Annotated in this window: 24 protein-coding genes; 19 read left to right on the top strand and 5 right to left on the bottom strand. The window is 70.0% G+C overall.

Annotated elements, in window-relative coordinates:
* The first annotated feature begins 27 nt into the window (after window positions 1-27).
* The 4 genes from rlmN (at window position 28) to AB8M85_RS04785 (ending at window position 4070) form a co-directional block, all read left to right on the top strand.
* A complete protein-coding gene (gene rlmN, locus AB8M85_RS04800; protein WP_372697604.1) occupies window positions 28-1371 on the top strand; it encodes a 23S rRNA (adenine(2503)-C(2))-methyltransferase RlmN in 1344 nt (447 codons plus the stop codon).
* A gap of 36 nt (window positions 1372-1407) precedes the next feature.
* A complete protein-coding gene (locus AB8M85_RS04795; protein WP_372697603.1) occupies window positions 1408-2217 on the top strand; it encodes an oxygenase MpaB family protein in 810 nt (269 codons plus the stop codon).
* Between the two features lie 114 nt (window positions 2218-2331).
* Window positions 2332-2769 (top strand): hypothetical protein, encoded by a 438-nt coding sequence (locus tag AB8M85_RS04790; RefSeq protein WP_372697602.1) that lies wholly within the window; start codon window positions 2332-2334, stop codon window positions 2767-2769.
* A gap of 140 nt (window positions 2770-2909) precedes the next feature.
* The gene (locus tag AB8M85_RS04785) at window positions 2910-4070 is read left to right on the top strand and encodes an aminotransferase class I/II-fold pyridoxal phosphate-dependent enzyme (RefSeq protein WP_372697724.1); all 1161 of its coding nucleotides are present in this window, start codon (window positions 2910-2912) and stop codon (window positions 4068-4070) included.
* A 46-nt stretch (window positions 4071-4116) separates the two neighbouring features.
* Here the strand turns inward: AB8M85_RS04785 and AB8M85_RS04780 are convergent, their stop codons facing one another.
* Complete coding sequence (locus tag AB8M85_RS04780; protein WP_372697601.1) at window positions 4117-4518, bottom strand: hypothetical protein; 402 nt, start codon at window positions 4516-4518, stop codon at window positions 4117-4119.
* Between the two features lie 197 nt (window positions 4519-4715).
* Here AB8M85_RS04780 and AB8M85_RS04775 point away from each other — a divergent pair, with 197 nt between their 5' ends.
* The 8 genes from AB8M85_RS04775 (at window position 4716) to AB8M85_RS04740 (ending at window position 12420) form a co-directional block, all read left to right on the top strand.
* Window positions 4716-5687 carry an ABC transporter ATP-binding protein gene (locus tag AB8M85_RS04775; protein WP_372697600.1) on the top strand — a complete coding sequence of 324 codons (972 nt, stop codon included), beginning with the start codon at window positions 4716-4718 and terminating at the stop codon, window positions 5685-5687.
* A gap of 29 nt (window positions 5688-5716) precedes the next feature.
* Entirely contained in the window at window positions 5717-6469 is a 753-nt protein-coding gene (locus AB8M85_RS04770; protein ID WP_372697599.1) for an ABC transporter permease, read from the top strand.
* A gap of 11 nt (window positions 6470-6480) precedes the next feature.
* Complete coding sequence (locus tag AB8M85_RS04765) at window positions 6481-7590, top strand: sensor histidine kinase (RefSeq protein WP_372697598.1); 1110 nt, start codon at window positions 6481-6483, stop codon at window positions 7588-7590.
* The gene (locus AB8M85_RS04760; protein WP_372697597.1) at window positions 7587-8195 is read left to right on the top strand and encodes a DNA-binding response regulator; all 609 of its coding nucleotides are present in this window, start codon (window positions 7587-7589) and stop codon (window positions 8193-8195) included. Before AB8M85_RS04765 ends, AB8M85_RS04760 begins: the two co-directional genes overlap by 4 nt.
* A gap of 137 nt (window positions 8196-8332) precedes the next feature.
* A complete protein-coding gene (locus AB8M85_RS04755; protein WP_372697596.1) occupies window positions 8333-9367 on the top strand; it encodes an iron-siderophore ABC transporter substrate-binding protein in 1035 nt (344 codons plus the stop codon).
* 85 nt (window positions 9368-9452) lie between these two features.
* Complete coding sequence (locus AB8M85_RS04750) at window positions 9453-10424, top strand: FecCD family ABC transporter permease (protein ID WP_372697595.1); 972 nt, start codon at window positions 9453-9455, stop codon at window positions 10422-10424.
* Window positions 10421-11620 (top strand): FecCD family ABC transporter permease, encoded by a 1200-nt coding sequence (locus AB8M85_RS04745; protein WP_372697594.1) that lies wholly within the window; start codon window positions 10421-10423, stop codon window positions 11618-11620. Before AB8M85_RS04750 ends, AB8M85_RS04745 begins: the two co-directional genes overlap by 4 nt.
* Window positions 11617-12420 carry an ABC transporter ATP-binding protein gene (locus AB8M85_RS04740; protein WP_372697593.1) on the top strand — a complete coding sequence of 268 codons (804 nt, stop codon included), beginning with the start codon at window positions 11617-11619 and terminating at the stop codon, window positions 12418-12420. Before AB8M85_RS04745 ends, AB8M85_RS04740 begins: the two co-directional genes overlap by 4 nt.
* Window positions 12421-12497: 77 nt before the next feature.
* Here AB8M85_RS04740 and AB8M85_RS04735 read toward each other — a convergent pair whose 3' ends face one another.
* Both AB8M85_RS04735 and purB read right to left on the bottom strand, forming a co-directional pair.
* Window positions 12498-13889, bottom strand: coding sequence for an MFS transporter (locus tag AB8M85_RS04735; RefSeq protein WP_372697592.1), 1392 nt, complete (start codon window positions 13887-13889; stop codon window positions 12498-12500).
* A 209-nt stretch (window positions 13890-14098) separates the two neighbouring features.
* Window positions 14099-15505: an adenylosuccinate lyase gene (gene purB / locus AB8M85_RS04730; protein WP_372697591.1), complete on the bottom strand. Its 1407-nt coding sequence runs from the start codon at window positions 15503-15505 to the stop codon at window positions 14099-14101.
* Between the two features lie 196 nt (window positions 15506-15701).
* Between purB and AB8M85_RS04725 the strand changes: the two genes are divergently transcribed.
* Window positions 15702-15938 (top strand): hypothetical protein, encoded by a 237-nt coding sequence (locus AB8M85_RS04725; RefSeq protein WP_372697590.1) that lies wholly within the window; start codon window positions 15702-15704, stop codon window positions 15936-15938.
* Complete coding sequence (locus AB8M85_RS04720) at window positions 15935-17386, top strand: hypothetical protein (RefSeq protein ID WP_372697589.1); 1452 nt, start codon at window positions 15935-15937, stop codon at window positions 17384-17386. The genes AB8M85_RS04725 and AB8M85_RS04720 overlap by 4 nt, the downstream gene beginning before the upstream one ends.
* Before the next feature lie 29 nt (window positions 17387-17415).
* On the opposite strand, the gene AB8M85_RS04715 is transcribed toward AB8M85_RS04720, so the two are convergent.
* Complete coding sequence (locus AB8M85_RS04715; RefSeq protein ID WP_372697588.1) at window positions 17416-17826, bottom strand: phage holin family protein; 411 nt, start codon at window positions 17824-17826, stop codon at window positions 17416-17418.
* Between the two features lie 104 nt (window positions 17827-17930).
* Here AB8M85_RS04715 and hisC point away from each other — a divergent pair, with 104 nt between their 5' ends.
* The 4 genes from hisC (at window position 17931) to AB8M85_RS04695 (ending at window position 22858) form a co-directional block, all read left to right on the top strand.
* Window positions 17931-19052 carry a histidinol-phosphate transaminase gene (gene hisC, locus AB8M85_RS04710; RefSeq protein ID WP_372697587.1) on the top strand — a complete coding sequence of 374 codons (1122 nt, stop codon included), beginning with the start codon at window positions 17931-17933 and terminating at the stop codon, window positions 19050-19052.
* 122 nt (window positions 19053-19174) lie between these two features.
* Window positions 19175-20341: a pyruvate dehydrogenase (acetyl-transferring) E1 component subunit alpha gene (gene pdhA / locus AB8M85_RS04705; RefSeq protein WP_372697586.1), complete on the top strand. Its 1167-nt coding sequence runs from the start codon at window positions 19175-19177 to the stop codon at window positions 20339-20341.
* On the top strand, window positions 20338-21312 hold the full coding sequence (locus tag AB8M85_RS04700) for an alpha-ketoacid dehydrogenase subunit beta (RefSeq protein WP_372697585.1): 975 nt from the start codon (window positions 20338-20340) through the stop codon (window positions 21310-21312). The genes pdhA and AB8M85_RS04700 overlap by 4 nt, the downstream gene beginning before the upstream one ends.
* A 40-nt stretch (window positions 21313-21352) precedes the next feature.
* Window positions 21353-22858 (top strand): 2-oxo acid dehydrogenase subunit E2, encoded by a 1506-nt coding sequence (locus AB8M85_RS04695; protein WP_372697584.1) that lies wholly within the window; start codon window positions 21353-21355, stop codon window positions 22856-22858.
* 28 nt (window positions 22859-22886) lie between these two features.
* On the opposite strand, the gene AB8M85_RS04690 is transcribed toward AB8M85_RS04695, so the two are convergent.
* The gene (locus AB8M85_RS04690) at window positions 22887-23096 is read right to left on the bottom strand and encodes a hypothetical protein (RefSeq protein WP_372697583.1); all 210 of its coding nucleotides are present in this window, start codon (window positions 23094-23096) and stop codon (window positions 22887-22889) included.
* Window positions 23097-23161: 65 nt separating this feature from the next.
* Here AB8M85_RS04690 and AB8M85_RS04685 point away from each other — a divergent pair, with 65 nt between their 5' ends.
* Window positions 23162-23749 (top strand): MFS transporter, encoded by a 588-nt coding sequence (locus AB8M85_RS04685; protein WP_372697582.1) that lies wholly within the window; start codon window positions 23162-23164, stop codon window positions 23747-23749.
* Window positions 23750-23841: the final 92 nt, after the last annotated feature.

Raw genomic sequence — 23841 nt, 5'->3', positions numbered from 1 at the left:
GCGCGCCGTCTGGACAAGCATGGGACAATGGGGGTAATGACTACTTCCCCCAACTCCGCAGTTCCCGACTCCGCCGAGCACGCCCGCAGCCGGACCTCGGAGGCCGTCGCCGCGCGCAGCGACCGCACCGCCAAGCACGACGAGTCCGAGACGCGGCGCGTCTCCGAGCGGCGCGCCGAGCAGGAGGGGCGCACCCAGGTCCGTCCCACGGCCGAGGGCTGGACGCAGGCCATGGCGCCGGATGGCCGCCCCAAGCTCGAATTCAAGTCCAAGCCGCGCGTCTCCCAGCCGCCCGTGCACCTGGCCGACCTGTCGTTGGCCGAACGCCAGGCCAAGCTCAAGGAACTCGGGCTGCCGGCGTTCCGCGCCAAGCAGCTCTCCGTGCACTACTTCCAGCACTACACCACCGACCCCGAGCGCATGAGCGACCTGCCCAAGGAACGCCGGGCCGAACTGGTCGAGGCGATGTTCCCGCCGCTGCTCACCGAGGTCAAGCGGCTGACGACCGACAACGGGGACACCATCAAGTTCCTCTGGCGGCTCTTCGACGGATCGCTCGTCGAGTCGGTGCTGATGCGCTACCCGGGCCGCGTCACCTTGTGCGTGTCCAGCCAGTGCGGTTGCGGCATGAACTGCCCGTTCTGCGCGACCGGCCAGGCTGGGCTGACCCGCAACATGTCGGCCGCCGAGATCCTCGACCAGATCGTCCAGGCCAACCGCGTCATCGCCGAGGGCGGGCTGAAGGGCGGACGCCGCGACGGCGGGCACGACGCCGAACGCGTCACCAACATCGTGTTCATGGGCATGGGCGAACCCCTGGCCAACTACAAGCGCGTGATGACCGCGGTGCACCGCATGATCGACGACGCCCCCGAGGGGCTGGGGATGAGCGCGCGCAACATCACCGTCTCCACCGTCGGCCTGGTCCCGGCGATCAACAAGCTGGCCGCGGAGGACATCCCGATCACGTTCGCGTTGAGCCTGCACGCCCCCGATGACGAGCTGCGCGACGAGCTCATCCCGGTGAACTCGCGCTGGAAGACCGACGAGGCGATCGACGCCGCCTACAACTACTACCGGACCACGGGGCGCCGCGTCTCCATCGAATACGCGTTGATCAAGGACATGAACGACCACGCCTGGCGTGCCGACCTGCTGGCCAAGAAGCTCAACGCGCGCGGCCGCGGCTGGGTCCACGTGAACCCGATTCCGTTGAACCCCACCCCGGGTTCGGTCTGGACCTCCTCGGAGCCGGACGTCACCGACGAGTTCATCAACCGTCTGATCGACGCCGGGATCCCCACCACGCTGCGCGACACCCGCGGCAAGGAGATCGACGGCGCCTGCGGGCAGCTCGCCGCCGCCGAATAGAAAGCCACCCGGCGGTACCGCGCTAGCATCGAAGGCATGGGCATCTTCGGCACGGGCACCGGTTCACCGCCAACGATGGCCGACATGGCGCCCGAATCCGTCCTGCTGGCGGGGGCCGGCCGGGCCATCCTGCTGCAGTTGGCCTACCCTCCGGTCGGCCACGGCGTCGCCCGGCATTCCGGTTTCGTCGAGGACCCGTTGGCCCGGCTGCACGGGACCCTGACCTACATCTACGCCCTCACCAACGGCACGCCGGCCCAGGCCGACGCCGCCCGCCGCTGGGTCGAACGCTCCCACGCCCCGGTGCATGCCGACGCCGCATCCGACGGCAGCCATCCCGCCTACGACGCCAACGACCCCGACGCCCAGTTGTGGGTCGCGGCCACCCTCTACGACTCCGCCATGGTGGTCCACGACGCGCTGTTCCCGCCGTTGCCCGCCGAGGCGGCCGAGCGGATCTACCGCGAGTACGCGGTGCTCGGAACCGCGCTGCGCATGCCGGAGGATCTCTGGCCGGCCACCCGGGCCGACTTCGCGGCCTACTGGGACCGGATGGCTGCGCGGCTCTGCGTCGACCGGGCCATCCTGCGCGTCGGCCGCCAACTCCTCGCTGCCCGCAACGCCCCCGCCTGGGTGCGGCTCCTCATGCCGGTGGCACGCCTGCTCACCGCTGGCCTCCTCACCCCCGAGCTCCGTGCCGGCTTCGGCCTGCGCTATGGGCCGGTGCACGACGGCGTCTTCCGCGCCCTGCTGCGCACGGTCGCCCTGGTCTATCCCCGCCTTCCCGAGAGGTTGCGCCACGCGCCCCTGCACTTCTACCTGCGCCGACTCGACGCCTTCTCGTAGGCCGCTCGCGCTCCCTCCACAACCGGGCTGACGGCCCGGCTACCCACCTCCCATCTCCCGCGGGCCGTCGGCGGCGGGAAGTGAGGGACCGTGGTGGTGTCGAAAGGGGACATCATGACCGGCACCAGCCCGCCAGTGCGAACGAACGCCGTGCCGGTGGGGATCCGGAACATCCCGCCGCTGGCCCGCGCCCCGGTGCATCGCGAATGCCTCGTCTGCTATGTCTACCGGATGTGGAGGCATCACGGATGCGGCGACGACTTGTCCTTGGTCCGGCTGTACTGCGACTTCTCGGCCCGGCGGGACAGGCAGCTGGGAGACCGGCTGGCCGGGGTCGGCGTCCACAGCGCGGCCGACCTGGTCTTCGGTGCGCACCAGCCCAACGCGCCTTGCTGGAATCCCGGCGGATCGCGGTATGCGGGAGCGACGCCGGACGGCGTGCCGGCCTGCCTGCAGGTGGCCACCGGATCGACGGCGGCCTGCCACCTCTGGCTGCGCACCACGACGTGGAGGGTTTCGGGTGCCGGTCGTCGCCTCACGCTCTGGGCCTAGGTGCGGTGTCAGGCGTCTTCCCCGTCGGCCGCCTGTGTCAGGCTAGGTGTACCGCGCGAAGACCGACCACGAGGAGCAACTCCGTGAACCAACGACCACTCTCCGTTGCCTCCCGCGCCCAGGTGCCGCCGTTCCAGGTGATGGACATCCTCGGTCGGGTGGCGGAACTGCGCGCCGCCGGCCGGGACGTCATCTCCCTCTGCGCGGGGGAGCCCAGCGGCGGCGCGCCCACGGGAGTGTCGGATCGGGCGGCGGCGATCCATGCCTCCAGGGTCCCTTTGACCTATACGCCGACGCTCGGCATCGCGGAACTCCGCGCGGCCATCGCGGGGCACTATCGGCGCTGGTATGGAGTCGAAATACCCGCCGCCAATGTCGCGGTGACCACTGGATCCTCCGGGGCCTTCATGCTCACTTTCCTCGCGGCCTTCAACCCCGGCGACCGCGTCGCCCTCGCGCGTCCCGGCTATCCTGCTTACCGGAACATCCTGCGGGTATTGGGGATCGAGGTGGTCGAACTGGACTGCGGGCCGGAGACCCGGTACCAGCCCACGCCCGGGCAGCTCGATGCCGCTGCTGCCGAGCACGGCCCGCTGAGCGGTCTAATGCTGGCCTCGCCGGCCAACCCGACCGGAACGATGCTCTCCCGCGGCGAACTCGCCGATCTCACCGCATGGTGTGCTCGTCATGCGGTGCGGCTGATCAGCGACGAGATCTACCACGGCATCACCTATCCCGCGGCCGGGGAACCGGACCCGCAGGGAGTCTGCGCCTGGGAACTGGACCGCACCGCCGTCGTCATCTCCAGCTTCTCGAAGTACTGGGGCATGACGGGCTGGCGGCTGGGCTGGGCCATCGTGCCCGATGACCTGCTGGCGGCCGTCGATGCCCTCGCCGGGAACGTCGCCCTCTGCCCTCCGGCACCGGCCCAGATGGCAGCCGTGGAGGCCTTTACGGAGGATTCCTACCGGCAGGCCCGGGGCTTCGTCGACGAGTTCGCCTCAACACGCGCCGTCCTGCTGGAGAACCTGCCGCGCTTGGGGTGGGGGACGGCCGCCCCGGCCGACGGGGCGTTCTACCTGTATGCGGATCTGGGCGGGGCGATGGCCGGCTTCGAGGACTCCGCGGCCTACTGTGCCGCATTGCTCGAGGAGGAAGGCGTGGCACTGGTGCCGGGCGCCGATTTCGACGGTGTGGAAGGCCGCCGGGCGGTGAGGTTGAGCTTCGCTGCGGGACGGGAGGCAGTGGCCGAGGCGGTCGAGCGCATCGTGCGTTTCCAGGCAGGCAACGCGCACGTGTGAGGTTCGCGCGGCCGCGCCGGCAGCGACGTCTGCTCGCTGGTGGTCCTCAGCCGGCCCCGAGCAGCCCGATGCCGCCGACGACGAGGCTCACGGTCAGGAGGGCGCCGCCGGCCCATAACAACGCGATGAGCCCGTTGGGCTTCTGCGGGTTCCGCCCGATCACCGACAGGAAGAAGCCCGCGGGCATCAGGATCGCCGAGATCAACACGCCGTCGGCGGCGTAGCAGAACAGGGCGGGCACCGCTGCGGCGTCCATGAGCAGCAAGACGACCAGCCCCAGGACGACGAGCACTCCGGCATGGGCATGACCTGCACGGAAGAAGGATTTCTGCAGTTCATTGGCTGGCTGCTTTCCCGAGACCACGCGCAGCACGAACGTGCCGCCGTAGGCGATGGCGACCACGGCCAGCAGGACGACCCCTGCGGTGGTGGTGCTGCCCGTATCCATGATGCCTCCTGCTGATGAGACCGGGCGTTCGGTCCTTTGACCGCGCTCTACGAGCCCGTCGTCCTGGCGCGCCGGCTGGCGCACCAGGACGCGGCTGCGCGTCGGCTGGGGGAACCGCCCCGACCATGACATCGGTCATGGGCAGATCGTGATCGCTGCCAGAGGTGCGACGGCGGGACTGCGACAAGACTGGGGTCATGGACAATCCGACACCAGCCCTTGAGCTTCAGGACCTGCACAAGACCTTCCCCGCCGACGGAGGGCGGCTTAACGCGGTCGACGGCATCGACCTGGCCGTCAACGCGGGGGAAATCGTCGCCCTGCTCGGCCCCAACGGAGCCGGGAAGACCACGACGATCGACATGGCCCTGGGCCTGGCCGTCCCGACATCGGGCAGCGTCAGCGTCTTCGGCCAACGACCGCAGGCCGCCGTCCGCGCCGGTCGGGTTTCGGCGCTGCTGCAAACCGGCGGGTTGCTGCGCGACCTCACCGTCCGGGAAACCGTGGTGGCCATTGCCTCACTGCACGGCGCCACGGGGCGGGTGGAGGAGGTCATGGCGGCCACCGACACCGCCCGGCTGGCCCGCCGAAAGGTCGTCAAGTGTTCCGGCGGTGAACAGCAGCGGCTGAAATTCGCGCTGGCACTGTTGCCGGATCCCGACGTGTTGATCCTCGACGAACCCACGGCCGGCATGGACGTCAACGCCCGCCGCGACTTTTGGGCCACGATGCGCCGCGACGCCACGGCGGGCCGCACCGTCATCTTCGCCACGCACTATCTCGAGGAAGCCGAAAGCTTCGCCCAGCGCATCGTGCTCATGAACGCCGGGAAGATCATCGCCGACGGCAGCACCTCGAGCGTCCGGGCCCTCGCCGCCGGACGGACGGTGGCGGCGACGCTCCAGCAGCACGGCACTATCGACGCCACCGACCCGCGACTGGCCGAGCTCCGCGCACTCGCTGGTGTGACGGACCTACAGGTCAACGGCACCCGGGTCACCGTCACCACCACCGATTCCGACGCCGTCGCCCGCCACCTGCTCAACGGAGGGGGCGGCTCCGAACTGGAGATCTCCGCGCCCAGCCTGGAAAGCGCCTTCGTCCAGATGACCCGCGACGCCGTCCCCACGCCGATACACACCGCACCGACCGACGCCGTCGGCGCCTGACCCGTCCCGATGTCCCGAAGGGAAACACCATGAACGCGACCTTTGTCCGCATCGACCTGACCCGCCAATTGCGCGACGTCATGAACCTGATGTTCGTCCTCGTCCTGCCCACCCTGATGTATGTCATCTTCGGCCTGTCGTTCAGCTACGCGAACGAAAGCGCGGGCAATGGCAACGTGAAGTTCTACATCATGGCGTCGATGGCCGCCTACGGTGCCTCCGTCGCCGCCACCACGGTCACTGGCGTCTCCGCGGTCGAGCAGATGCAGGGGTGGGGCCGGCAAATCGGCCTGACGCCCCTGCGGCCGGCCGGATTCGTCGCTGGAAAGGCAGTGGTTGCCCTCATCGTCACTGCCCTGTCGATCGCCGTCGTCTTCATCGTCGGCGCACTCACCGGCGCGCACGCCGACCACGGCTGGATGTGGGCAGCCACCTTCGCGATCGCGCTGGTCGGATCGATCCTGTTCGCCTTGTTCGGCTACGCCGTCGCCATGCTCTTCAGGAGCGAGTCGGCCATGGGCATCGCCTCCGGGCTGCTGGTCGTGCTCTCCTTCCTCGGAAACGTCTTCGTTCCCCTGTCCGGCACCCTGCTCGACGTCGCCCGGTTCACCCCGATGTACGGATTCGTCGGCCTCGTAAGGTGGCCCGTCCTAGAGGGTGCCCAATCCGGTTCCACGGATGTGGACCCCTTGTGGGCGCTGATCGCTAATCTGGTGGCATGGCTACTCATCTTCGGGCTCGTCGCGGTCCTGGCCGTGCGCCGCGGCCGCGCCCGCCGGTAGGAGGGCCTGCCATGACCCGGCAGGCGGCTGCCCGCGGACCCGCCGAGGCGTCCACCGACCGGTGGGCCCAACGCGGCTGGCTCCTCTCCGCGATCTGGCTCGTCTTCCTGGGCTACACGATCGTGGCCCTCGTCCAGGCGGGCCTCGGGCCCGGGAGGCTGGCCCTCGGCTACCTGCTGATCGGGCTCTTCGTCGGGGTCTACCTGTTCGCCTTCATCGGCGGGAACCGCCTGGACCCCGACGCCCGCTGGCCCCGGTTCAACGCCCTGGGGTTCGTGATCCTGGCGGCCATCATCCTGGCCATGGGCGCGCTCATCGGCCTCGATGCCCTGTTCATGACGCCCTTCCTGATCGGCTACGCCTGCTTCCTGCTGCCGCGTCCGGCCGCCTGGGCGGTGGGGGTCGGCTGCATCGGGCTCACCTTCGCCTTGCCGGCGCTGGCGGGCGACGTGTGGGGGTACGTCTTCATCGCCGCGATCCAACTGGGGATCTTCGTGCTGAACATGGTGACGTTCGCCCTGATCCAGGCAGGCAACCGCAGCGAGCGGATGCAGGCCGACCTCGCCGTCGTCTCCGAACGCGAACGCCTCGCCCGGGACGTCCACGACATCCTGGGCCATACGCTGACCGTCGTCGCCGTGAAGGCCGAGCTGGCCGAACGCCTCATCGACGCCGACCCGGAGCGCAGCCGGACCGAAATCGCGGACATCAGGGCGCTGGTGCGCGGCGCCCTCGCCGATGTGCGGGCCACGGTCGGCGGACTACGCGGCAACGGCCTGTCCACCCAGCTCGAGGCAATCCGCCTGACGCTGGGCGGCGCCGGGCTCGCGGTCGAGGTCGAGGGCGACCATGCCGGACACGTCCCCGACCGGCTGCGCGACCCGCTGGGCTGGCTGCTCCGCGAGGCGGGCACCAACGTGCTGCGCCACGCCCGCGCCTCCCGCTGCCGCATCCGCTTCGCGTCCGGCTCCCTGGTCATCGAGGACGACGGCGTGGGGCTGGGGTCGAGCACCGCAGGCAATGGCATGTGCGGCATGAGCGAGCGCATGGCCGAGGCTGGCGCGACCTTCCACGTGGGGGCGGCCGCCCTCGGCGGAACCCGGGTTGAGGCCAGCTGGTGAGCATCCGCGTCCTCGTCGCCGACGACCAGGCGTTGGTGCGCGGCGCCCTCGTGGCCCTGCTCAACCTGGAATCCGACCTCGAGGTCGTGGCCGAGGCCGACCACGGCACCGCGGCGGTGGAACTGGCCGGACGGCTTGCCGTGGATGTCGCTGTCCTGGACATCCAGATGCCCGGCGTCGACGGCATCGAGGCCGCTCGCCGCATCCGGGCCGGCGTGCCCGGGTGCCGAACGCTCATGGTCACCACCTTCGGGCGCACCGGCTACCTGCGCGAGGCGCTCCAGGCCGGCGCCAGCGGGTTCGTCGTGAAGGACACCCCCGCCTCCGAGCTGGCCGAGGCCATCCGCAAGGTCCATGCCGGGCTGCGCGTCGTGGACCCGGAACTGGCCGCGGCCTCGCTCTCCGAAGGGCAGAACCCGTTGACCGAACGCGAACGCCAGGCCCTGGCACTGGCCCGCGACGGGAAGGCAGTGGCGGCGATTTCCGCCACCTTGCACCTGTCGGCGGGGACCGTCCGGAACCACCTCTCGTCGGCGATCGGCAAGACCGGCGCAGTCAACCGCATCGAAGCGGCGGGCATTGCCGCCGAACGCGGGTGGTTGTGAACAGCGCACGATAATTACGTGACGACTCCGTGACGTTGCAAGTCCAGAACCAAGTTGGGGTAGCCTTACCTTGCACGACATTCGATGATCACGGCCAGTCCTCCCAGCGTCCGGCCCGCACCACGGTAAGGAACCCCATGCCCTTTGCACGCCTGCGTTCCCTCGGGGCGACGGTGGCCCTCGCGGCCGCCTCCGCCCTCGCCCTGGCCGGCTGCGCCGGCGGCGACGCCACGGCCTCCGGCGACAGCACCCCGACCCCCGAAGCCGGCTTCCCGGTGAGCATCGAGAGCGCGTTGGGCACCGCCGAGATCCCCGAGAAGCCCGAACGCGTCATCACCCTGGGGCAGGGTTCCGCGGAAACCTCGATAGCGCTCGGAACCATCCCCGTGGGCATGGAGGAGTACGCGTGGGCCGCCGATGAAACCGGCTACCTCCCGTGGATCCACGAGGCCGTCGAGAAGGACGGCGGCAAGCTGCCCGAACTCGTCGGCGCCGGGGAGCAGCTGGACATGGAGAAGATCGTCGAACTCGATCCCGACGTCATCCTCGCCCCCTGGTCCGGGCTGACCCAGGAGCAGTTCGACACGCTCAACGCGATCGCCCCGACGGTGGCCTACCCGGACAAGGCCTGGAGCATCGACTGGGACCAGCAGATCGACATCGTCGGCAAGGCGCTCGGGCAGGAATCCGAGGCCCGGGCCCTGGTCTCCGACCTGAAGAAGCAGCTCGCCGATGTAGCCAGCGCCCACCCCGAGTACGCCGACTACACGTTCTCCTACATCTACACCACGCCCGACACCCTGGGCGTCTTCCTGCCCACCGAACAACGCGCCGCCATGGTCGACGCGCTCGGCCTGACCCCGGACCCCGCCGTGGAGCAGATGAAGGAGACCGAAGGCACCGACTCGGCGATCATCGGCTACGAGAACGCCGACCAGCTCAACGACAGCGACCTCATCTTCACGTTCTACTCCGACGCGGCCGCCCGCAAGCAGGCCTTGTCGAACAAGCTGTACTCACAGATCCCGGCGATCGAGAAGGGCGCCGTCGTCGCCAGCGACGACAACGCCTTCGTCACCGCGTCCTCGATGATCAACCCGTTGACCGTCCCCTATGCCCTGGACCGCTACATCCCGATGATCGACCACGCCATCGCCCAGGCGAAGAAGTAGCAGCACCATCCGGGGCACCACCAGCACCGCGACCAGCCTGCAGCAGACCCGGACCAAGCGTCCGGGCCCGCTGCAGGCTGCACCCGTGTACCTGGCGTGCCTGCTGGTGCTCGCCGCCGTCGTGGTCGCCAGCCTGGTCCTCGGCTCCAAACCCACCACCGTCACCCAGCTGTTCAACGCGTGGTCCGGGCACGGTGACCCCTACCTGGCGGCTGTCTTCGACTCGCGCTACCAGCGCACCCTGCTCGGCCTGGCCGTTGGTGCCGCTCTGGCGCTGGCAGGCACCCTGATGCAATCCGTCACGGCGAACCCGCTGGCCGACCCCGGCCTGCTGGGCATCAATGCCGGCGCGGCCGCGGCCATGGTCACCTGCACTGCCCTGTTCGGCCTCACGCTCGGTTCCCCGGCCGCCGTCTGGGTCGCCCTCGCCGGGGCCGGGCTCGCCGCGGTGGTCGTCTACGTGGTGGGCACCGCCGGCTCCGGAGGGGCGAACCTGGTCCGGCTGATCCTCGCCGGCGCCGTGGTCACCGCCGTGCTGACGGCCTATGTCCAGGGCATCGCGCTCAGCCTGCCCCAGACCTTTGACAACTACCGCTTCTGGGTCGTCGGATCGCTGCACCACGGCGCCTACAGCCAGCTCTTCTCGGTCCTGCCGTTCCTCGTCCTTGGTCTGGTGATCGCCTTCGCCGTCGCCGGCGGGCTGAACATTCTGGCGCTCGGCGGCGAAGCGGCCACCGGGCTCGGCGTCCGCACGGGCCTGGTGCGCGCCGCCGGACTTGGAGCGGCCACCCTCATGAGCGCGGCCGCCACCGCCGCCGTCGGCCCCATCGCCTTCATCGGCCTGGCCGTTCCCCACATCGTGCGGGCCCTCGTCGGGCTCGAGATGCGCCGCCAGCTGCTCGGTGCCCTGCTGGTCGGGCCCATCGTCCTGCTGGCCGCCGATGTCATCGGACGGGTGCTGCTGCGCCCGCAGGAACTCATGGTCGGGGTGGTCACCGCCTTCGTGGGCGCGCCCATCCTGCTCCTGGTCGTCCGGAAGCTGGGGGACCGCTCATGAGCGGGCTCACCACCGAGCGCGCAGCCGACCGGCACGCCGACGGAGCCGCCCCGAAGGCAACGGCCGCAACGGCCGCAACGGGCGCCCCGGGCGCCCCGGGCGCCCCGGGCGCCCCGGGCGCCCCGGAGGGACCGCGGCCGCCCCGGGTCCCGGCCCCATCCGCTGCCGGTCCGGTGCTGCGCATCGGCTCGCGCATCGCGGTGCCCGTGGCACGGCGTCCACTGGCCGTCGGGGCCGCCCTCGTGGCCTTCCTGCTGGCAGCGGCCTTCGGGACCTTGACGATGGGCGGACTCGGCATCGAGCCATCCAAACTCCTCGGCGCGCTGTTCGGCGGGGCAGAGGACGGCAAGCAGGCCTTCGTGCTCGGCCACCTGCGCGGCCCGCGGCTGGTGGTGGCCGTCGGCGCGGGCATCGCGCTGGGGCTCTCCGGCGCGCTGTTCCAATCCGTCACCCGCAACCCGCTGGGCAGCCCGGACGTCATCGGCGTCAGTGCCGGCGCCGGGGCCGGCGCCGCGCTGTTCGGCCTGCTGCTGCCCGGCACCGCATCGATCCCGCTGGGGTCGGTGCTCGGCGCTGCGGCCGCAGTGGGGCTCGTTGCGCTGGGCACCGGCACCGGGTTCGGCAACCCGCTGCGCATGATCCTGGCAGGCATCGGGGTCTCCGCGATGGCCGCGGCGTTCACGCAATACGTGGTCTACGTGGTCGCCCGCGATCAGGCGACGATGCTCTCGTCCTACCTCAACGGCTCCCTCGAGGCCCGCTCCTGGGAGCATGCCGCCACCATCGGGGTGGTCCTGCTGGTGTGTGCGGTGCCGCTGGCATTGCTCAGCGTGCCACTGGCCTTGAGCGAGATGGGCGACGACGTTGCCCAGGCCCTCGGGTCCCCGGCGTCCGGGACCCGCCGCCGGGCGGTGGTGTTGTCCGTGGTGCTCGCCGGCGGAGCGGTCGCCGTCGCGGGCCCGATCGCCTTCATTTCCCTGACCGCCCCGCACATCGCCCGCCGGCTGGCCCGCAGTGGCCGCCCCCAGCTGCTGCTGTCCGGGCTGACCGGCGCGTTGCTGCTCGTCGTCGCCGATCTGGTCGCCCAGCAGGCGCCGTGGGCCCAGGCCCTTCCGGTCGGCATCCTCACCCTGGCCATCGGCGGCGTCTACCTCGGCGCGCTGCTCGTCCGTGAATTCAGAAAGGGGTCGGCATGAACCCTCGTGACGCCCAACCCGTCCTGGCCGCCCGGGGCATCAGCCTCGGCTACGGCAGCCGGACCATCGTTGCCGATCTGGACCTGGGGATCCACGCCGGGGACTTCAAGGTCATCGTGGGCCCCAACGGCTGCGGCAAATCCACGCTGCTCAAGGCGTTCGCCCGGGTGAACAAGCCCACCGCGGGGCGCCTCGCGCTCGATGGGGAGCCGGTCGCGAAGATGAACGGCCGGGCCGTGGCCCGGCGCATCTCGCTGCTGCCGCAGGGGGCGGTGGCCCCGGAAGGCATCACCGTCGGCGACCTCGTCGCCCGCGGCCGCCACCCGCACCACACGCTGCTGCGCCAATGGTCCCCGGCCGACGACGCCGCCATCTCCGCGGCCCTGCAGCGCACCCGGCTGGCCGGGATGGAAAAGGTGCCGGTGGCCTCGCTCTCCGGCGGCCAGCGCCAGCGGGCCTGGCTGGCCATGGTCCTGGCCCAGGACACCGACATCATCCTGCTCGACGAACCGACGACGTACCTGGACATCGCCCACCAGTACGACCTGCTCGAGCTGTTCGCCCAGCTCAACCGCGAGGGACGCACCATCGTCGCCGTCCTCCACGACCTGAACCAGGCGGCCCGCTTCGCCTCCGACCTGGTGGTCATGAAGGACGGTGCCATCCACGCGCAGGGAGCGCCGCGCGCGATCCTCACCTCGGAGCTGGTCCGGCAGGTCTTCGGCCTCGAGGCCGAGGTGATGGACGATCCGCAGTCCGGGACGCCGATGGTCGTCCCCCACGTGCGCGCCGCTGTCTGAGGCCGGTGCCCGGACGACGACGGGCCGGGACCATCCGACCGGCTGGTCGAACGTCCCCGGCCGCATCAGCAGGGCGGTCAGCCCGCGCTGGGGCGCGCCAGGGGTGCGGTGCCGGCCTCGGCCGGGCCGGCCACGGGGTGGCGCACCGGGTTGCCCAGCTCCTCGATGGGAGTGCGGTGCGTTTCGCGCGCCCACCAGGCGCCGGCGACGGCGATGATCGAGGACGCAGCGACAATCCAGGCGGCCGGCCCCCAGTTGGCGTGGACGCCGCCGACCAGGGCGGTGCCCAGCAGCGGGGTGAATCCGGCGCAGACGATGCCGACCTGCAGCCCGATCGCCATGCCCGTGTAGCGCACGCGCACGTTGAACAGCTCGGCGAACCAGGCCGGGTAGATGGCGTTGGACATCGAGTAGGTTCCGGCGGTGATCGCGGTGCTCACCACGAAGACCAGGCCGACCTGGGCCGTCGAGATCGCCCAGAAGTAGACCCAGATCAGGCTGCCCGAACCCAGCACGCCGGCGATGAAGATCGTCCGGCGGCCGAATTTGTCGGAGAACAGCGCGAACAGCGGCTGGGTGGCCATGGCGATGATGTTGCCCACGATGCTCACCACCAGCATGGTGGAGGCCGGAATGCCGACGCTGACGGCATAGGCCAGGCCGAAGGCCTGCATGAAGGTATTGGTCACCGTCTCGAACGACATCATCGAGATCTGCAGGAACTGGGCCGGGTGGGTCTTGAACATGTCCATGAACGGCAGCTTGGCCAGGTCGTGCTTTTCCGCCTTGGCCTCGAAGACCTCGGGCTCCTCGAGGGAACGGCGGACCAGGAACGCGACGATGAGTACGACGACGGAGAGCAGGAACGGGATCCGCCATCCCCAGGCCAGGCGGTCGGCCTCGCTCATCGCGGCCACGGGCAGGAAGACCAGCGAGGCCAGCACGATGCCCGCGGAGATGCCGCTCATGGCGAAGGAGGGGAAGAACCCGCGGCGGCCGACCGGCGATTCCTCCATCGTCAGCGCCGAGGCCCCGGCGGTCTCCGCGCCGGCGGACAGCCCCTGGCACAGGCGCAGGAACACCAGCAGGGCCGGGGCCACGTAGCCGGCGGTGTGGAAGTCCGGCAGGACGCCGATCAGGAAGGTGGAGCCGCCCATGACCAGCAGGGTCAGCACCAGGGTGTTCTTGCGTCCCATGCGGTCGCCGAGGTGGCCGAAGACCACCGCGCCGAACGGGCGGGCGACATACGCGACGCCGAAGGTCGCAAAGGAGGCGAGCATGGCAATGGTGGGATCGCCGCCGGGGAAGAAGATGTGGGAGAAGACCAGGGAGGCGGCCGTCGCGTAGACGAAGAAGTCGTAGTACTCGAGCATGCCGCCGAGGAAGGCGGCCAGTGCCGCCTTGCGGGCGCGGTGTAGGCGGCGGGCCTGGTCCGGCGCGGTGGGCGTGATGGCTGGTTGCGATGCCATGGGAAGTCCTTTGGATCGTGCTGATACATGGTCGCACGCAGGGTGTTGTGCGTATTCCGAACAGTCGTGCGGTATCTGACTGATTCGATGGTAGAGCACGTGACGCCAATCACCAAGGGCTGCAGGTCAGCGGCGTCATGTACCGCCTTAACGCCAGAGGACGACGCCGGGAGGTTCCGGCGTCGTCCTCGGGGGCAGGTGGGGCTGGGCTACTTCAGATGATCCACCAGCTCGGCGGCGATGCCGTTGTACGTGGCCGGGGCCAACGCCTGCAGGCGCGCCGCGGCCTCGTCGCCCAGGCCCAGCCCGGCGACGAACTCCTGCATGCGCGCCGCGTCGACGCGGTGCCCGCGGGTCAGCTCCTTGAGCCGCTCGTAGGGGTTCTCCATGCCCGGGGTGCCGGCGATGGCCTCGGCACGCATGACCATCTGGATGGCCTCGCCGAGCACCTCCCAGTTGTGCTCCAGGTCCTCGGCCAGCACGTCCTGCGCCACGTCCAGGCGCTCCAGGCCCTTGGCGACGTTGGAGACGGCCAGCAGCGAGTGTCCGAACGCGGTGCCGATGTTGCGCTGCGAGGACGAATCGGTGAGGTCGCGCTGCCAGCGGCTGGTCACCAGGGTCGAACCGAGGGTGTCCAGCAGCCCGTTGGAGATCTCCAGATTCGCCTCGGCGTTCTCGAACCGGATCGGGTTGACCTTGTGCGGCATCGTCGAGGAGCCCGTGGCGCCGGCGACCGGGACCTGCTTGAAGTAGCCGATGGAGATGTAGCTCCACACGTCGGTGCAGAAGTTGTGCAGGATCCGGTTGAACCGGGCCACGTCGGCGTAGAGCTCGGCCTGCCAGTCGTGCGACTCGATCTGCGTGGTCAGCGGGTTCCAGTCCAGCCCCAGGCCCTCCACGAACGTCCGCGACACCTGCTGCCAATCCGCCCCGGGTACTGAGGCGTAGTGCGCGGCGTAGGTGCCGGTGGCCCCGTTGATCTTGCCCAGGTACTCGGTGCGTGCGATCCGCTCCAGCTGGCGGGTCAACCGCCAGGCGGTGACGGCGAGCTCCTTGCCCAGCGTCGTCGGGGTGGCCGGCTGCCCGTGCGTGCGCGAGAGCATCGGCACCGCGCGCGTCGTCTCGGCCATGGCGCCGACCTGCTCCACCAGGGCGCGGGCCGCAGGCATCCAGACGTCCTCGACCGCGTCCTTGATGCCCAGCGCGTAGGAGAGGTTGTTGATGTCCTCGCTCGTGCAGCCGAAGTGCACCAGCGGGGTCAGCGCCTCGATGCCGATGCCGGGCAGCCGGCGGTTGATGTAGTACTCCACGGCCTTGACGTCGTGGACGGTGATGGCCTCGATCTCGGACAGCTCGGAGACCGAATCCGCGTCGAAGTCGGTGACGATGCGGCGCAGCGCGGCGGTCTGCTCGGCAGACAACGGGGAGGTGCCCGGCAGGACCGAGTTCGAGGTCAGGTGGATGAGCCACTCGACCTCGACGTGGACCCGGTTGCGGTTCAGGGCCGCCTCCGAGAGGTGGTCCACCAGCGGGGCGATCGCCGACCGGTAGCGGCCGTCGAGGGCACCGAGTGCCAGCGGTTCGGAAGCAAGGGATGTGCGCGCGGAATCAGCCATGATGCCCATTCTTTCATGCACTACCGCCCGCCCGGCACCGCATGACGTGCCCTGTCCGCCCGCGCCGGCCCCTCCACCGGCGCCCGATATCCACAAGGACGACGGCGGGACCTGCGCGCCGCTGCTGCCGCACCTAGCGTGGTGTTCACCGGGGCTGCGGCGGGAACGGCCCCGCCGCCGGGACAGGGGAGGCGCGGTGCAGGATTGGGATCTGGCGGAGGCACGGGCCCGGCATGCCCTCGAGGAGGTCGACACCGCGCGCACCCAGGTGCTGGGCGCCCTCGGGGTGCAATGGCGCTCGGCGGCCGGCAGGGCCTACCGGAGCCGCCTCGAGGACTGCCTGCGCCAGCTCGATGCAGTGCCCCGGGAGCTCGAGGAGGCCCTGGCGGCCATCCGCCGGGGGCGTGAAAGCCCAACGGTGGCCGGGCCATGAGCCACAGCAGTTCCGGCGGCGTGGCCAGCGTGGACTTTCAGCTCGACCAGTTCGAACGCGCTGCGGCCCTGCTCGGCCGGGCGGAGGAGGGCCTGTTCACGGCGGGACAGCTCCTGGCGATGGCGCTGGCCGACGGGGCACCGCCGGTGGCAGGCCGGGGACTGCTGCAGTCCCGGGCAGCCGAGGACCACCTCTGGGCCGCACAGTGCCTGGCCGCGGAGGTGGCGGACCACGTTGCGGCCTTCCGCTCCGGGCTCCGGGCCAGTCGGGCCACCTACGAGGAAGCCGAACGCGAGGCGGCCCGCGTCGCCTTCCGGCTCCGCTCCGCGACGCTCTTCGTTGGGCTGGAGAGCGAGATGGCGGCCAACCATGGGCACCCCGACCGGCAGACGACCGAGGACCTCATCAACGCGGCCCCCGGATATGCGCTGGCCTGGCTGGCCACCGGCGGCGACCCCGGCTCGGAGCCGGCAACCTGGGCGGCGTGGCGGACGGTTGCACGGCTGGTGGCGGACCGGGAACACGGTGGCCCCTTCCACGTCGGCCTGGCCGAACGGTTGGGATCGGGGCTGGTGGGCCTGGCCATCCTGCGCCAGATCCTGAACCTGCGCAGCATCCACGTCGAGTCCGTCTCGACGTCGGCCCCGGAGGACTTCACCGCGCCGCTGGCCGAGCTGATGGATCTGCAGCGTCGGGCAGAGGCCGCGGTGTCCGGGGAAGGCGCGGTCCTGGTCACGACCACGCAGACAAATGCTGGCACCGTCCACATCCTGACCCTGCCCGGGACCCAACCGGCCGGGGACTGGCGCACGTCCGAGCGGTTGAATCCCTTCGACGACGGCGGAATCGCCGAAGGGGTGGGGCTCGGCAGCGCCTACATCGCCGAGGCGGCGGCGGAGGCGCTGCGGGAAGCCGGTGCCCACCCCGGGGACCGGCTGGTCATCACCGGCTACAGCCAGGGCGGGATCCACGCGGCAAACCTGGCACTTGACCCGGCACTGGCCGAGGAGTACGACGTGGAATACGTCGTCACCGCCGGTGCGCCCGTCGGCGGGACGCCGCTGCCGGACGGAGTACGCGGGCTGCACCTCGAGCATGTCGACGACATGGTGCCCGGCCTGGACGGACGCCCCAATCCGCGGACCGACAACCAGGTCACCGTCGACTTCCGGGGATACGCCCCGGGGACGGACCTGCAGGCCGGGGGATTCGGTGCCGCGCACCAGCTGGGAAACTATGCGCACCTATCCCGTGAGCTGGCCACCAGCACCGATCCCGGGGTGGTCGAGGCGCGCACCGCGCTCGGCGCGGTCTTTGCCGGTGCGGGGACGGCCACCGTCACCACGGTGACCTTGCGGCGTGGACCCGCGAAGCCGGCCCGGCGCATGAAGCCCAAGCCCGTTCGCGCGTCGCTGGCCCGTGGCCTGTCCGGCGCCGCACGGCAGTGAGCGTCCGGGTCCGCAAAGCACGCGGGGCGTCAGCGTTCCCGGCTGTCGGGGACAATCCAGCCGATGACGGCGGAGACGATGCTGATGATGACCGCCCCCAGGATGGCATCCCAGAAGAAGGTCTCCACGTGCAGGCCGATGGGCGTGTAGCTGCTCAGCCACGACGTCAGCACGAGCATGGCCGCATTGATGACGATCGCGAACAGGCCCAGCGTCAGACACGTGATCGGCAGCGACAGGAAGCCGATGATCGGGCGCACCACCGCGTTCACGATGCCGAAGATCAAACCGATGAAGAGGTAGGCCAGCACCACCCCGACCATGTCGTTCCCCGCGGCCTCGCTCACGGCGCTGGAGCCGACGGTGATGCCCGGAAGCAGCCAGGCCGCGGCGGCGAGGGCCAAGGCGTTGACGATGACTCTGACGATGAAACGGAACATCCGGTCATCTTTGCACATCGGCGCCGATCGGCCCATGGCCGCCACGTACGGGGGACACCGGCGGCCGACCCGCCAGACGCCTCGGCGGCGATAGGGTGGAGGGTATGAGCAACGAGAACCCCGTCACACCCGTCGAGGTGCAACCACGTCCCGTGCTGGACCTGCTTCCGAAGTACGCGGCGGGCAAACCCCCGGCCGCCGTGCCCGGCCTGACCTCCTTCAAGCTGTCCTCCAACGAAAACCCCCAGCCGCCAATCCCCGCGGTGCTGGAGGCCATCCGCGAGGGCGTCGACTACAACCGCTACCCGGACCCGCTGGCGACGAAACTGCGCGAGGCCCTGGCCGCCTACCTCGATGTCCCGGCCGACGACATCGTCACCGGAGCGGGAAGCCTGGGTGCGCTGACGCAGATCCTGCAGACCTTTGCCGGGCAGAACGACGACGACGTCGCCGACGAGGTCATCTATCCCTGGCGCTCCTTCGAGGCCTACCCGATCGTCGTGCAGACCACCGGCGCCGACGCCGTGGAGATCCCCAACCTGCCCGACGGCCGGCACGACCTCGAGGCCATGGCCGCTGCCGTGAACGCCCAGACCTCCGTGGTGCTGCTCTGCACCCCGAACAACCCCACCGGCCCCGCGCTGACCACCGCCGAGGTGGAGAAGTTCATCAACGCGGTCCCGGCCAACGTGCTGGTCGTCATCGACGAGGCCTACAACGAATTCGTCCGCCTCGACGATGCCGTGGACGGCATCGAGATGTACCGCAAGTACCCCAATGTCGTGGTGCTGCGGACCTTCTCCAAGGCCCACGGCCTGGCCAACCTGCGGGTCGGCTACTCCGTGTCCCATCCGGCGATCACCCAGTACCTGCGCGTCATCGCCACCCCGTTTGCCGTCTCGAGCCTGGCCGAGCAGGCCGCCGTCGCCTCGATCGAGAACATGGACCAGGTTGTCGAAAGGGTACAACGACTGGTCGACGAGCGGACCCGTGTCGTCGAGGGCCTGCGGGACCTGGGCTGGGAGGTGCCGGATGCCCAGGGGAACTTCGTCTGGCTGGCGCTGGGCGAGGACACCCCCGAGTTCGCCCGGATCGCCGGGGAGCAGGCGCTGTCCGTCCGCGCCTTCGGCACCGAGGGGCTTCGGGTGAGCATCGGCGAGGAAGAGGCGAACACGCGTTTCCTCGAGGTTTGTAGCAAGTATCCAAAACGACCCACCCTTTCCTAGCCGGTCGCCAATCCCGGCCGGACGCCGACGGCCCAGTAGGCTGGAGGGGTATTTCCGTTATATGCCCCCTGCGGAATGCATGCCGTAGGGGGCATATTTCCAAGCGAAGGGTACCCACGCGCATGACCTCAACCGCACAGGCGACGGCGGCAACCGACATGGTCCAGTTGCTCACGCCCGACGGAGAGCTCCTGTCGGAGGGCGAGTATTCGCCCTATCTCGCGGAGGTGGATGCGGAGCGGCTGCGCGGCTTCTACCGGGACATGGCGTTGACCCGGCGCTTCGACCAGGAGGCCACCGCCCTGCAACGGCAGGGACAGCTGGCCCTCTGGGTGCCGCTGCGTGGCCAAGAGGCCGCGCAAATCGGATCGGGACGCGCCACCGAGGCGCGTGACTACATCTTCCCGACCTATCGCGAACACGGCGTGGCCCTCACCCGTGATGTGGACTTCCCGCAGATGCTGCGCATCTTCCGCGGCATCTCCAATGGCGGATGGGACCCGCGGGAGAACAACTTCCACATGTACACAATGGTCCTCGCGGCCCAGATGCCCCATGCCACGGGGTACGCCATGGGCATCCAGCGTGACCAGGCCGGGTGGGACACCGAACGGCTCGCCGCCGAGGGCACCGCGGTGGTGGCCTACTTCGGCGACGGCTCCTCCTCGGAAGGGGAAACCCACGAGTCGATGGTCTTCGCCGCAAGCAACCAGGCACCGGTCGTCTTCTTCTGCCAGAACAACCAGTGGGCCATCTCGGTCCCGTTCGAGGTCCAGTCACGGGTGCCGCTGGCCCAACGCGCGGCCGGCTACGGCTTCCCGGGCATCCGCGTGGACGGCAACGACATCCTGGCGGTCTACGCCGTCACCCGCTGGGCGCTGGAACATGCCCGCAGGGGCGGGGGACCGGTGCTCATCGAGGCCCAGACCTACCGCATGAGCGCGCACACCACCGCCGATGACCCGACCAAATACCGCACGCCCGTGGACGAGGAGCCGTGGGTCCTCAAGGACCCGCTGATCCGGCTCGAGAAGTACCTGCGCGCCCAGGGCCTGGTCGACGACGCGTTCTTCGCCCAGCTGGCCGTCGACGGCGACGAGATGGCGGCCCGCGTGCGCCGCGAGGCGCTGGCCTTCCCCGCCCCGACGCTGGCGCAGTCCTTCGAGAACGTGTACGCCGAGGCGCACCCGCTGATCCGCGAGGAGCTGGAGTTCCACCGCCGGTACGAGGCCGGATTTGCCGACGCCGACGCGATGACCGCCGACCAGCAGCAGGGGGAGTCCCGATGACGACCATGACCATGGCCAAGGCCCTGTCCTCCGGGTTGCGGCGGGTGCTGGAGGAGAACCCCAAGTCGCTGCTGATCGGCGAGGATATCGGCCGGCTCGGCGGCGTCTACCGGATCACCGAGGGCCTGATGGCGGACTTCGGGACCGACCGGGTCGTCGATTCCCCGCTTGCCGAGGCGGGGATCATCGGCACCTCCATCGGGATGAGCCTGCGGGGATACTCGCCGATCGCCGAGATCCAGTTCGACGGCTTCGTCTTCCCCGGCTTCAACCAGATCACCACCCAGCTGGCCAAGATGCGCGCGCGTTCCGAAGGGCGTTTCGGGGCCCCCGTCGTCGTGCGCATCCCCTACGGCGGCGGCATCGGTTCCATCGAGCACCACTCGGAGTCACCGGAGGCCCTCTTCGCCCACACGGCCGGGTTGCGCATCGTCACCCCGTCCAACCCGAACGATGCCTACTGGATGATCCAGCAGGCCGCCGCCTGCCTGGACCCGGTGATTTTCTTCGAGCCCAAGCGCCGCTATTGGCTCAAGGGCGAGGTCGACACCGAGACCCCGGCGCAGGACGCCTTCAGCGCCCAGGTCGTCCGGGAAGGCGCCGACGCCACGATCGTCACCTACGGGCCCCTCGTCCCGGTGGCCCTGGCCGCCGCCGAGGCCGCGACCGAGGACGGGCGCAGCATTGAGGTCGTCGACCTGCGCTCGATCAGCCCCATCGACTTCGACACCGTGGTCGCCTCGGTGCAGAAGACAGGCCGCCTCATCGTCACCCACGAGGCGCCGACGTTCGGCGGGATCGGCGGCGAGATCGCGGCCCGCGTCTCCGAGCGCGCCTTCCTCTCGCTCGAGGCGCCCGTGATCCGGGTCGGTGGATTCCACATGCCCTACCCGGTCGCCAAGGTGGAGGAGCAGTACCTGCCGGACATCGACAAGCTGCTCGACGCCCTGGACCGTTCCTTCGACTACTGAGCCATCCGGCACCCCGACCAGCCCGCCCAAGGAGCCATCCATGAGTACCTTCAACCTGCCGGACGTCGGCGAGGGCCTGACCGAGGCCGACATCGCCTCCTGGAAGGTCAAGCCCGGCGACACCGTGGAGACCAACCAGGTCTTCGTGGAGATCGAAACCGCCAAGTCGCTGGTGGAGCTGCCCAGCCCGTATGCCGGCGTCGTGACCGAGCTGCATGCCGCGGAGGGCCAAACCGTCGAGGTCGGCCAGCCGCTCTTCTCCGTCGACGAGACCGGGCTCGAGATCCCCGCCCCGCAGGAACCCGGCGTCGAGAGTGCCCCGGTGGCCCCCGAACCGGTCGCCGAGCCGGCGGAACCGGCAGGCGGGCCCGAGGAGGACAAGGCACCCGGCCCGCTGGTCGGATCGGGCCCGAAGGCGGATCCAGTACGACGGCGGCCGCGCACCTCCCGCGGAACCCCTGATTCCGGTCCGGTCGCCGGACAGAGGCCGGCTCCATCGAGCGCCCGCCCGGTCGCTGAATCCACGACGCCACCGGTCCCCGTCACCGGCACCCCCGCGGCCGTGCCGGTCCCTGCGGCACAGGCATCCGCAGCGCCCGCCCCCACCGCCGGGGCCCGTGCGCTGGCCGCGCGACAGTCCGTGAGCCAGCTGCTGGACCGTGTCCTGGCCAAGCCGCCGGTGCGCAAGATCGCCAAGGAACTGGGCATCGACTTGTCCAAGGTCCGCGGCACCGGCGGCCGGGGGGAGATCACCCGCGAGGATCTGATCTCCTACCAGGCCCAACGCGAGGCCGAGCAGGACCAGGCGCCGACGTTCTGGATGCCCGGAACGGTCGACGAGGACCGGGTGACCCGTGAGCCGGTCCGCGGGGTGCGCAAGGCGACGGCGAAGGCCATGGTGGAATCTGCCACGACCGCCCCGCATGTGAGCATCTTCGTCGACGTCGATGCCTCCCGCACCATGGAGTTCACGCAGCGGCTCAAGAAGTCCCGGGACTTCGAGGGCATCAAGGTCTCCCCGCTGCTGATCCTGGCTAAGGCCGTCATCTGGGCCGCCGCCCGCAACCCCAGCGTCAACGCGAGTTGGGTCGAGCAACCCGACGGATCCGCCGAGATCCACGTCAAGCACTACATGAACCTCGGCATCGCCGCTGCCACGCCGCGTGGCCTGCTGGTCCCGAACATCAAGGACGCCCAGGACCTCGGCCTGAAGGAACTGGCCATCGCCCTCAACGAGTTGGCGGTCACCGCCCGCGAGGGGAAGACCACGCCGGAGGCGATGCGTGGCGGGTCGCTGACCGTGACCAACATCGGCGCCCTGGGCATCGACACCGGTACCCCGATCATCAACCCGGGGGAGGTGGCCATCGTCGCCTTCGGCACCATCCGGCAGAAGCCCTGGGTCGTCTCCGGCGAGGTCATCCCGCGCTGGATCACCACCCTGGGGGGCAGCTTCGACCACCGGGTCGTCGACGGGGACCTCTCGGCGCGGTTCATGGCCGACGTCGCCGCCATCATGGAGGAGCCTGCGCTCCTGCTCGACTAACCGCCACTGGAGGTGCAGCCGGGCTGCCTCAGGTGCTGTGCCGACCCCGGTGCCGCGTTCGGCGGAGGAAGAACGCCGTCCCCAGGCCCACCCCGACGGCAACGAGGGCCGGGGCGACCCAGGGGGCCCGTTCCCAGTACCAGGTGACGACGCCGTCGTCGAGGGTGAATCCGCAGGCCAGCAGGATCGACAGGATGGCCAGCGGCAGCAGTGGCGATCGCCGCGCTGTGGATGCCATGGTGCCAACCCATGGAGGTGGAGCGGTCCCGGCCGTGGTCGGCCGGGTGGCTTCACGGTAGGCACGTGCCCTGGCGCCCGTCAACGGATGGCCGGGAACACCCCGCCGCGCCGGGCCCAACGACGCCGCGTCACCAGGGCCGCTCGGCATCGGGTGAGCCGGCGTCCGCGATCTCCGTCTCGCTCGAGCACGCCAGCGACCACCGGCGCGGTGTGACCACCAGCTGGACCCTGCAGGGCACCCAGTTCGGTACCTTGCTGGCCACCGGCGTGTTCATCCCCTTCGCCACGCTTCCGCAGGAACAGCTGCTGTCGTGGGGTTGGCGCGTGCCGTTCTGGCTCTCCGCCGTCGTGGTCGTCACCGCCTACATCATCCGGCGCAAGCTGGAAGAGCCGCCAGCCTTCCGCGAAGCGAATGAGACGGTTGTCCACAAGACCCCGCTGGCTGCGACCTTCCGCCACCACAAAACCGCCGTGCTGCGCATCGCCGCTGCCGCGATGATCAATACCGTCAGCATGGTCTTCACCGTCTGGTCGATCAGCTACGCCACCAACGGCATCGGCCGCGACCGTGCCACCATGCTGTGGGTGACGGTCGTGACCAACTTCGTCGCGCTCTTCGCCATCCCGCTGGCGGCCATGGTCTCCGACTAGCTCGGGCGCAAGCCGCTGTTCATCGCCAGAACGATCGACCCGGCGATCCTCATCTACCCGTACCTGACAGCCATCACCGCCGGCAACTGGCC

This window comes from Arthrobacter sp. JSM 101049 (genome assembly GCF_041679245.1).
Classification (GTDB): domain Bacteria; phylum Actinomycetota; class Actinomycetes; order Actinomycetales; family Micrococcaceae; genus Arthrobacter_H.
The sequence above is the reverse complement of the archived record's forward strand: the minus strand, read 5'-3'. Positions and strand labels throughout refer to the sequence as shown.

What these genes read in the sequence shown, in the direction of transcription:
- AB8M85_RS04795 (WP_372697603.1), top strand. Translation starts at nt 1,408, where the DNA reads ATGGGCATCTTCGGCACGGGCACCGGTTCACCGCCAACGATGGCCGAC.
- AB8M85_RS04720 (WP_372697589.1), top strand. Translation starts at nt 15,935, where the DNA reads ATGAGCCACAGCAGTTCCGGCGGCGTGGCCAGCGTGGACTTTCAGCTC.
- rlmN (WP_372697604.1), top strand. Translation starts at nt 28, where the DNA reads ATGGGGGTAATGACTACTTCCCCCAACTCCGCAGTTCCCGACTCCGCC.
- AB8M85_RS04790 (WP_372697602.1), top strand. Translation starts at nt 2,332, where the DNA reads ATGACCGGCACCAGCCCGCCAGTGCGAACGAACGCCGTGCCGGTGGGG.
- AB8M85_RS04695 (WP_372697584.1), top strand. Translation starts at nt 21,353, where the DNA reads ATGAGTACCTTCAACCTGCCGGACGTCGGCGAGGGCCTGACCGAGGCC.
- purB (WP_372697591.1), bottom strand. Translation starts at nt 15,505, where the DNA reads ATGGCTGATTCCGCGCGCACATCCCTTGCTTCCGAACCGCTGGCACTC.
- AB8M85_RS04700 (WP_372697585.1), top strand. Translation starts at nt 20,338, where the DNA reads ATGACGACCATGACCATGGCCAAGGCCCTGTCCTCCGGGTTGCGGCGG.
- AB8M85_RS04745 (WP_372697594.1), top strand. Translation starts at nt 10,421, where the DNA reads ATGAGCGGGCTCACCACCGAGCGCGCAGCCGACCGGCACGCCGACGGA.
- AB8M85_RS04715 (WP_372697588.1), bottom strand. Translation starts at nt 17,826, where the DNA reads ATGTTCCGTTTCATCGTCAGAGTCATCGTCAACGCCTTGGCCCTCGCC.
- AB8M85_RS04780 (WP_372697601.1), bottom strand. Translation starts at nt 4,518, where the DNA reads ATGGATACGGGCAGCACCACCACCGCAGGGGTCGTCCTGCTGGCCGTG.
- AB8M85_RS04735 (WP_372697592.1), bottom strand. Translation starts at nt 13,889, where the DNA reads ATGGCATCGCAACCAGCCATCACGCCCACCGCGCCGGACCAGGCCCGC.
- AB8M85_RS04785 (WP_372697724.1), top strand. Translation starts at nt 2,910, where the DNA reads ATGGACATCCTCGGTCGGGTGGCGGAACTGCGCGCCGCCGGCCGGGAC.
- AB8M85_RS04690 (WP_372697583.1), bottom strand. Translation starts at nt 23,096, where the DNA reads ATGGCATCCACAGCGCGGCGATCGCCACTGCTGCCGCTGGCCATCCTG.
- hisC (WP_372697587.1), top strand. Translation starts at nt 17,931, where the DNA reads ATGAGCAACGAGAACCCCGTCACACCCGTCGAGGTGCAACCACGTCCC.
- AB8M85_RS04775 (WP_372697600.1), top strand. Translation starts at nt 4,716, where the DNA reads ATGGACAATCCGACACCAGCCCTTGAGCTTCAGGACCTGCACAAGACC.
- pdhA (WP_372697586.1), top strand. Translation starts at nt 19,175, where the DNA reads ATGACCTCAACCGCACAGGCGACGGCGGCAACCGACATGGTCCAGTTG.
- AB8M85_RS04770 (WP_372697599.1), top strand. Translation starts at nt 5,717, where the DNA reads ATGAACGCGACCTTTGTCCGCATCGACCTGACCCGCCAATTGCGCGAC.
- AB8M85_RS04765 (WP_372697598.1), top strand. Translation starts at nt 6,481, where the DNA reads ATGACCCGGCAGGCGGCTGCCCGCGGACCCGCCGAGGCGTCCACCGAC.
- AB8M85_RS04755 (WP_372697596.1), top strand. Translation starts at nt 8,333, where the DNA reads ATGCCCTTTGCACGCCTGCGTTCCCTCGGGGCGACGGTGGCCCTCGCG.
- AB8M85_RS04740 (WP_372697593.1), top strand. Translation starts at nt 11,617, where the DNA reads ATGAACCCTCGTGACGCCCAACCCGTCCTGGCCGCCCGGGGCATCAGC.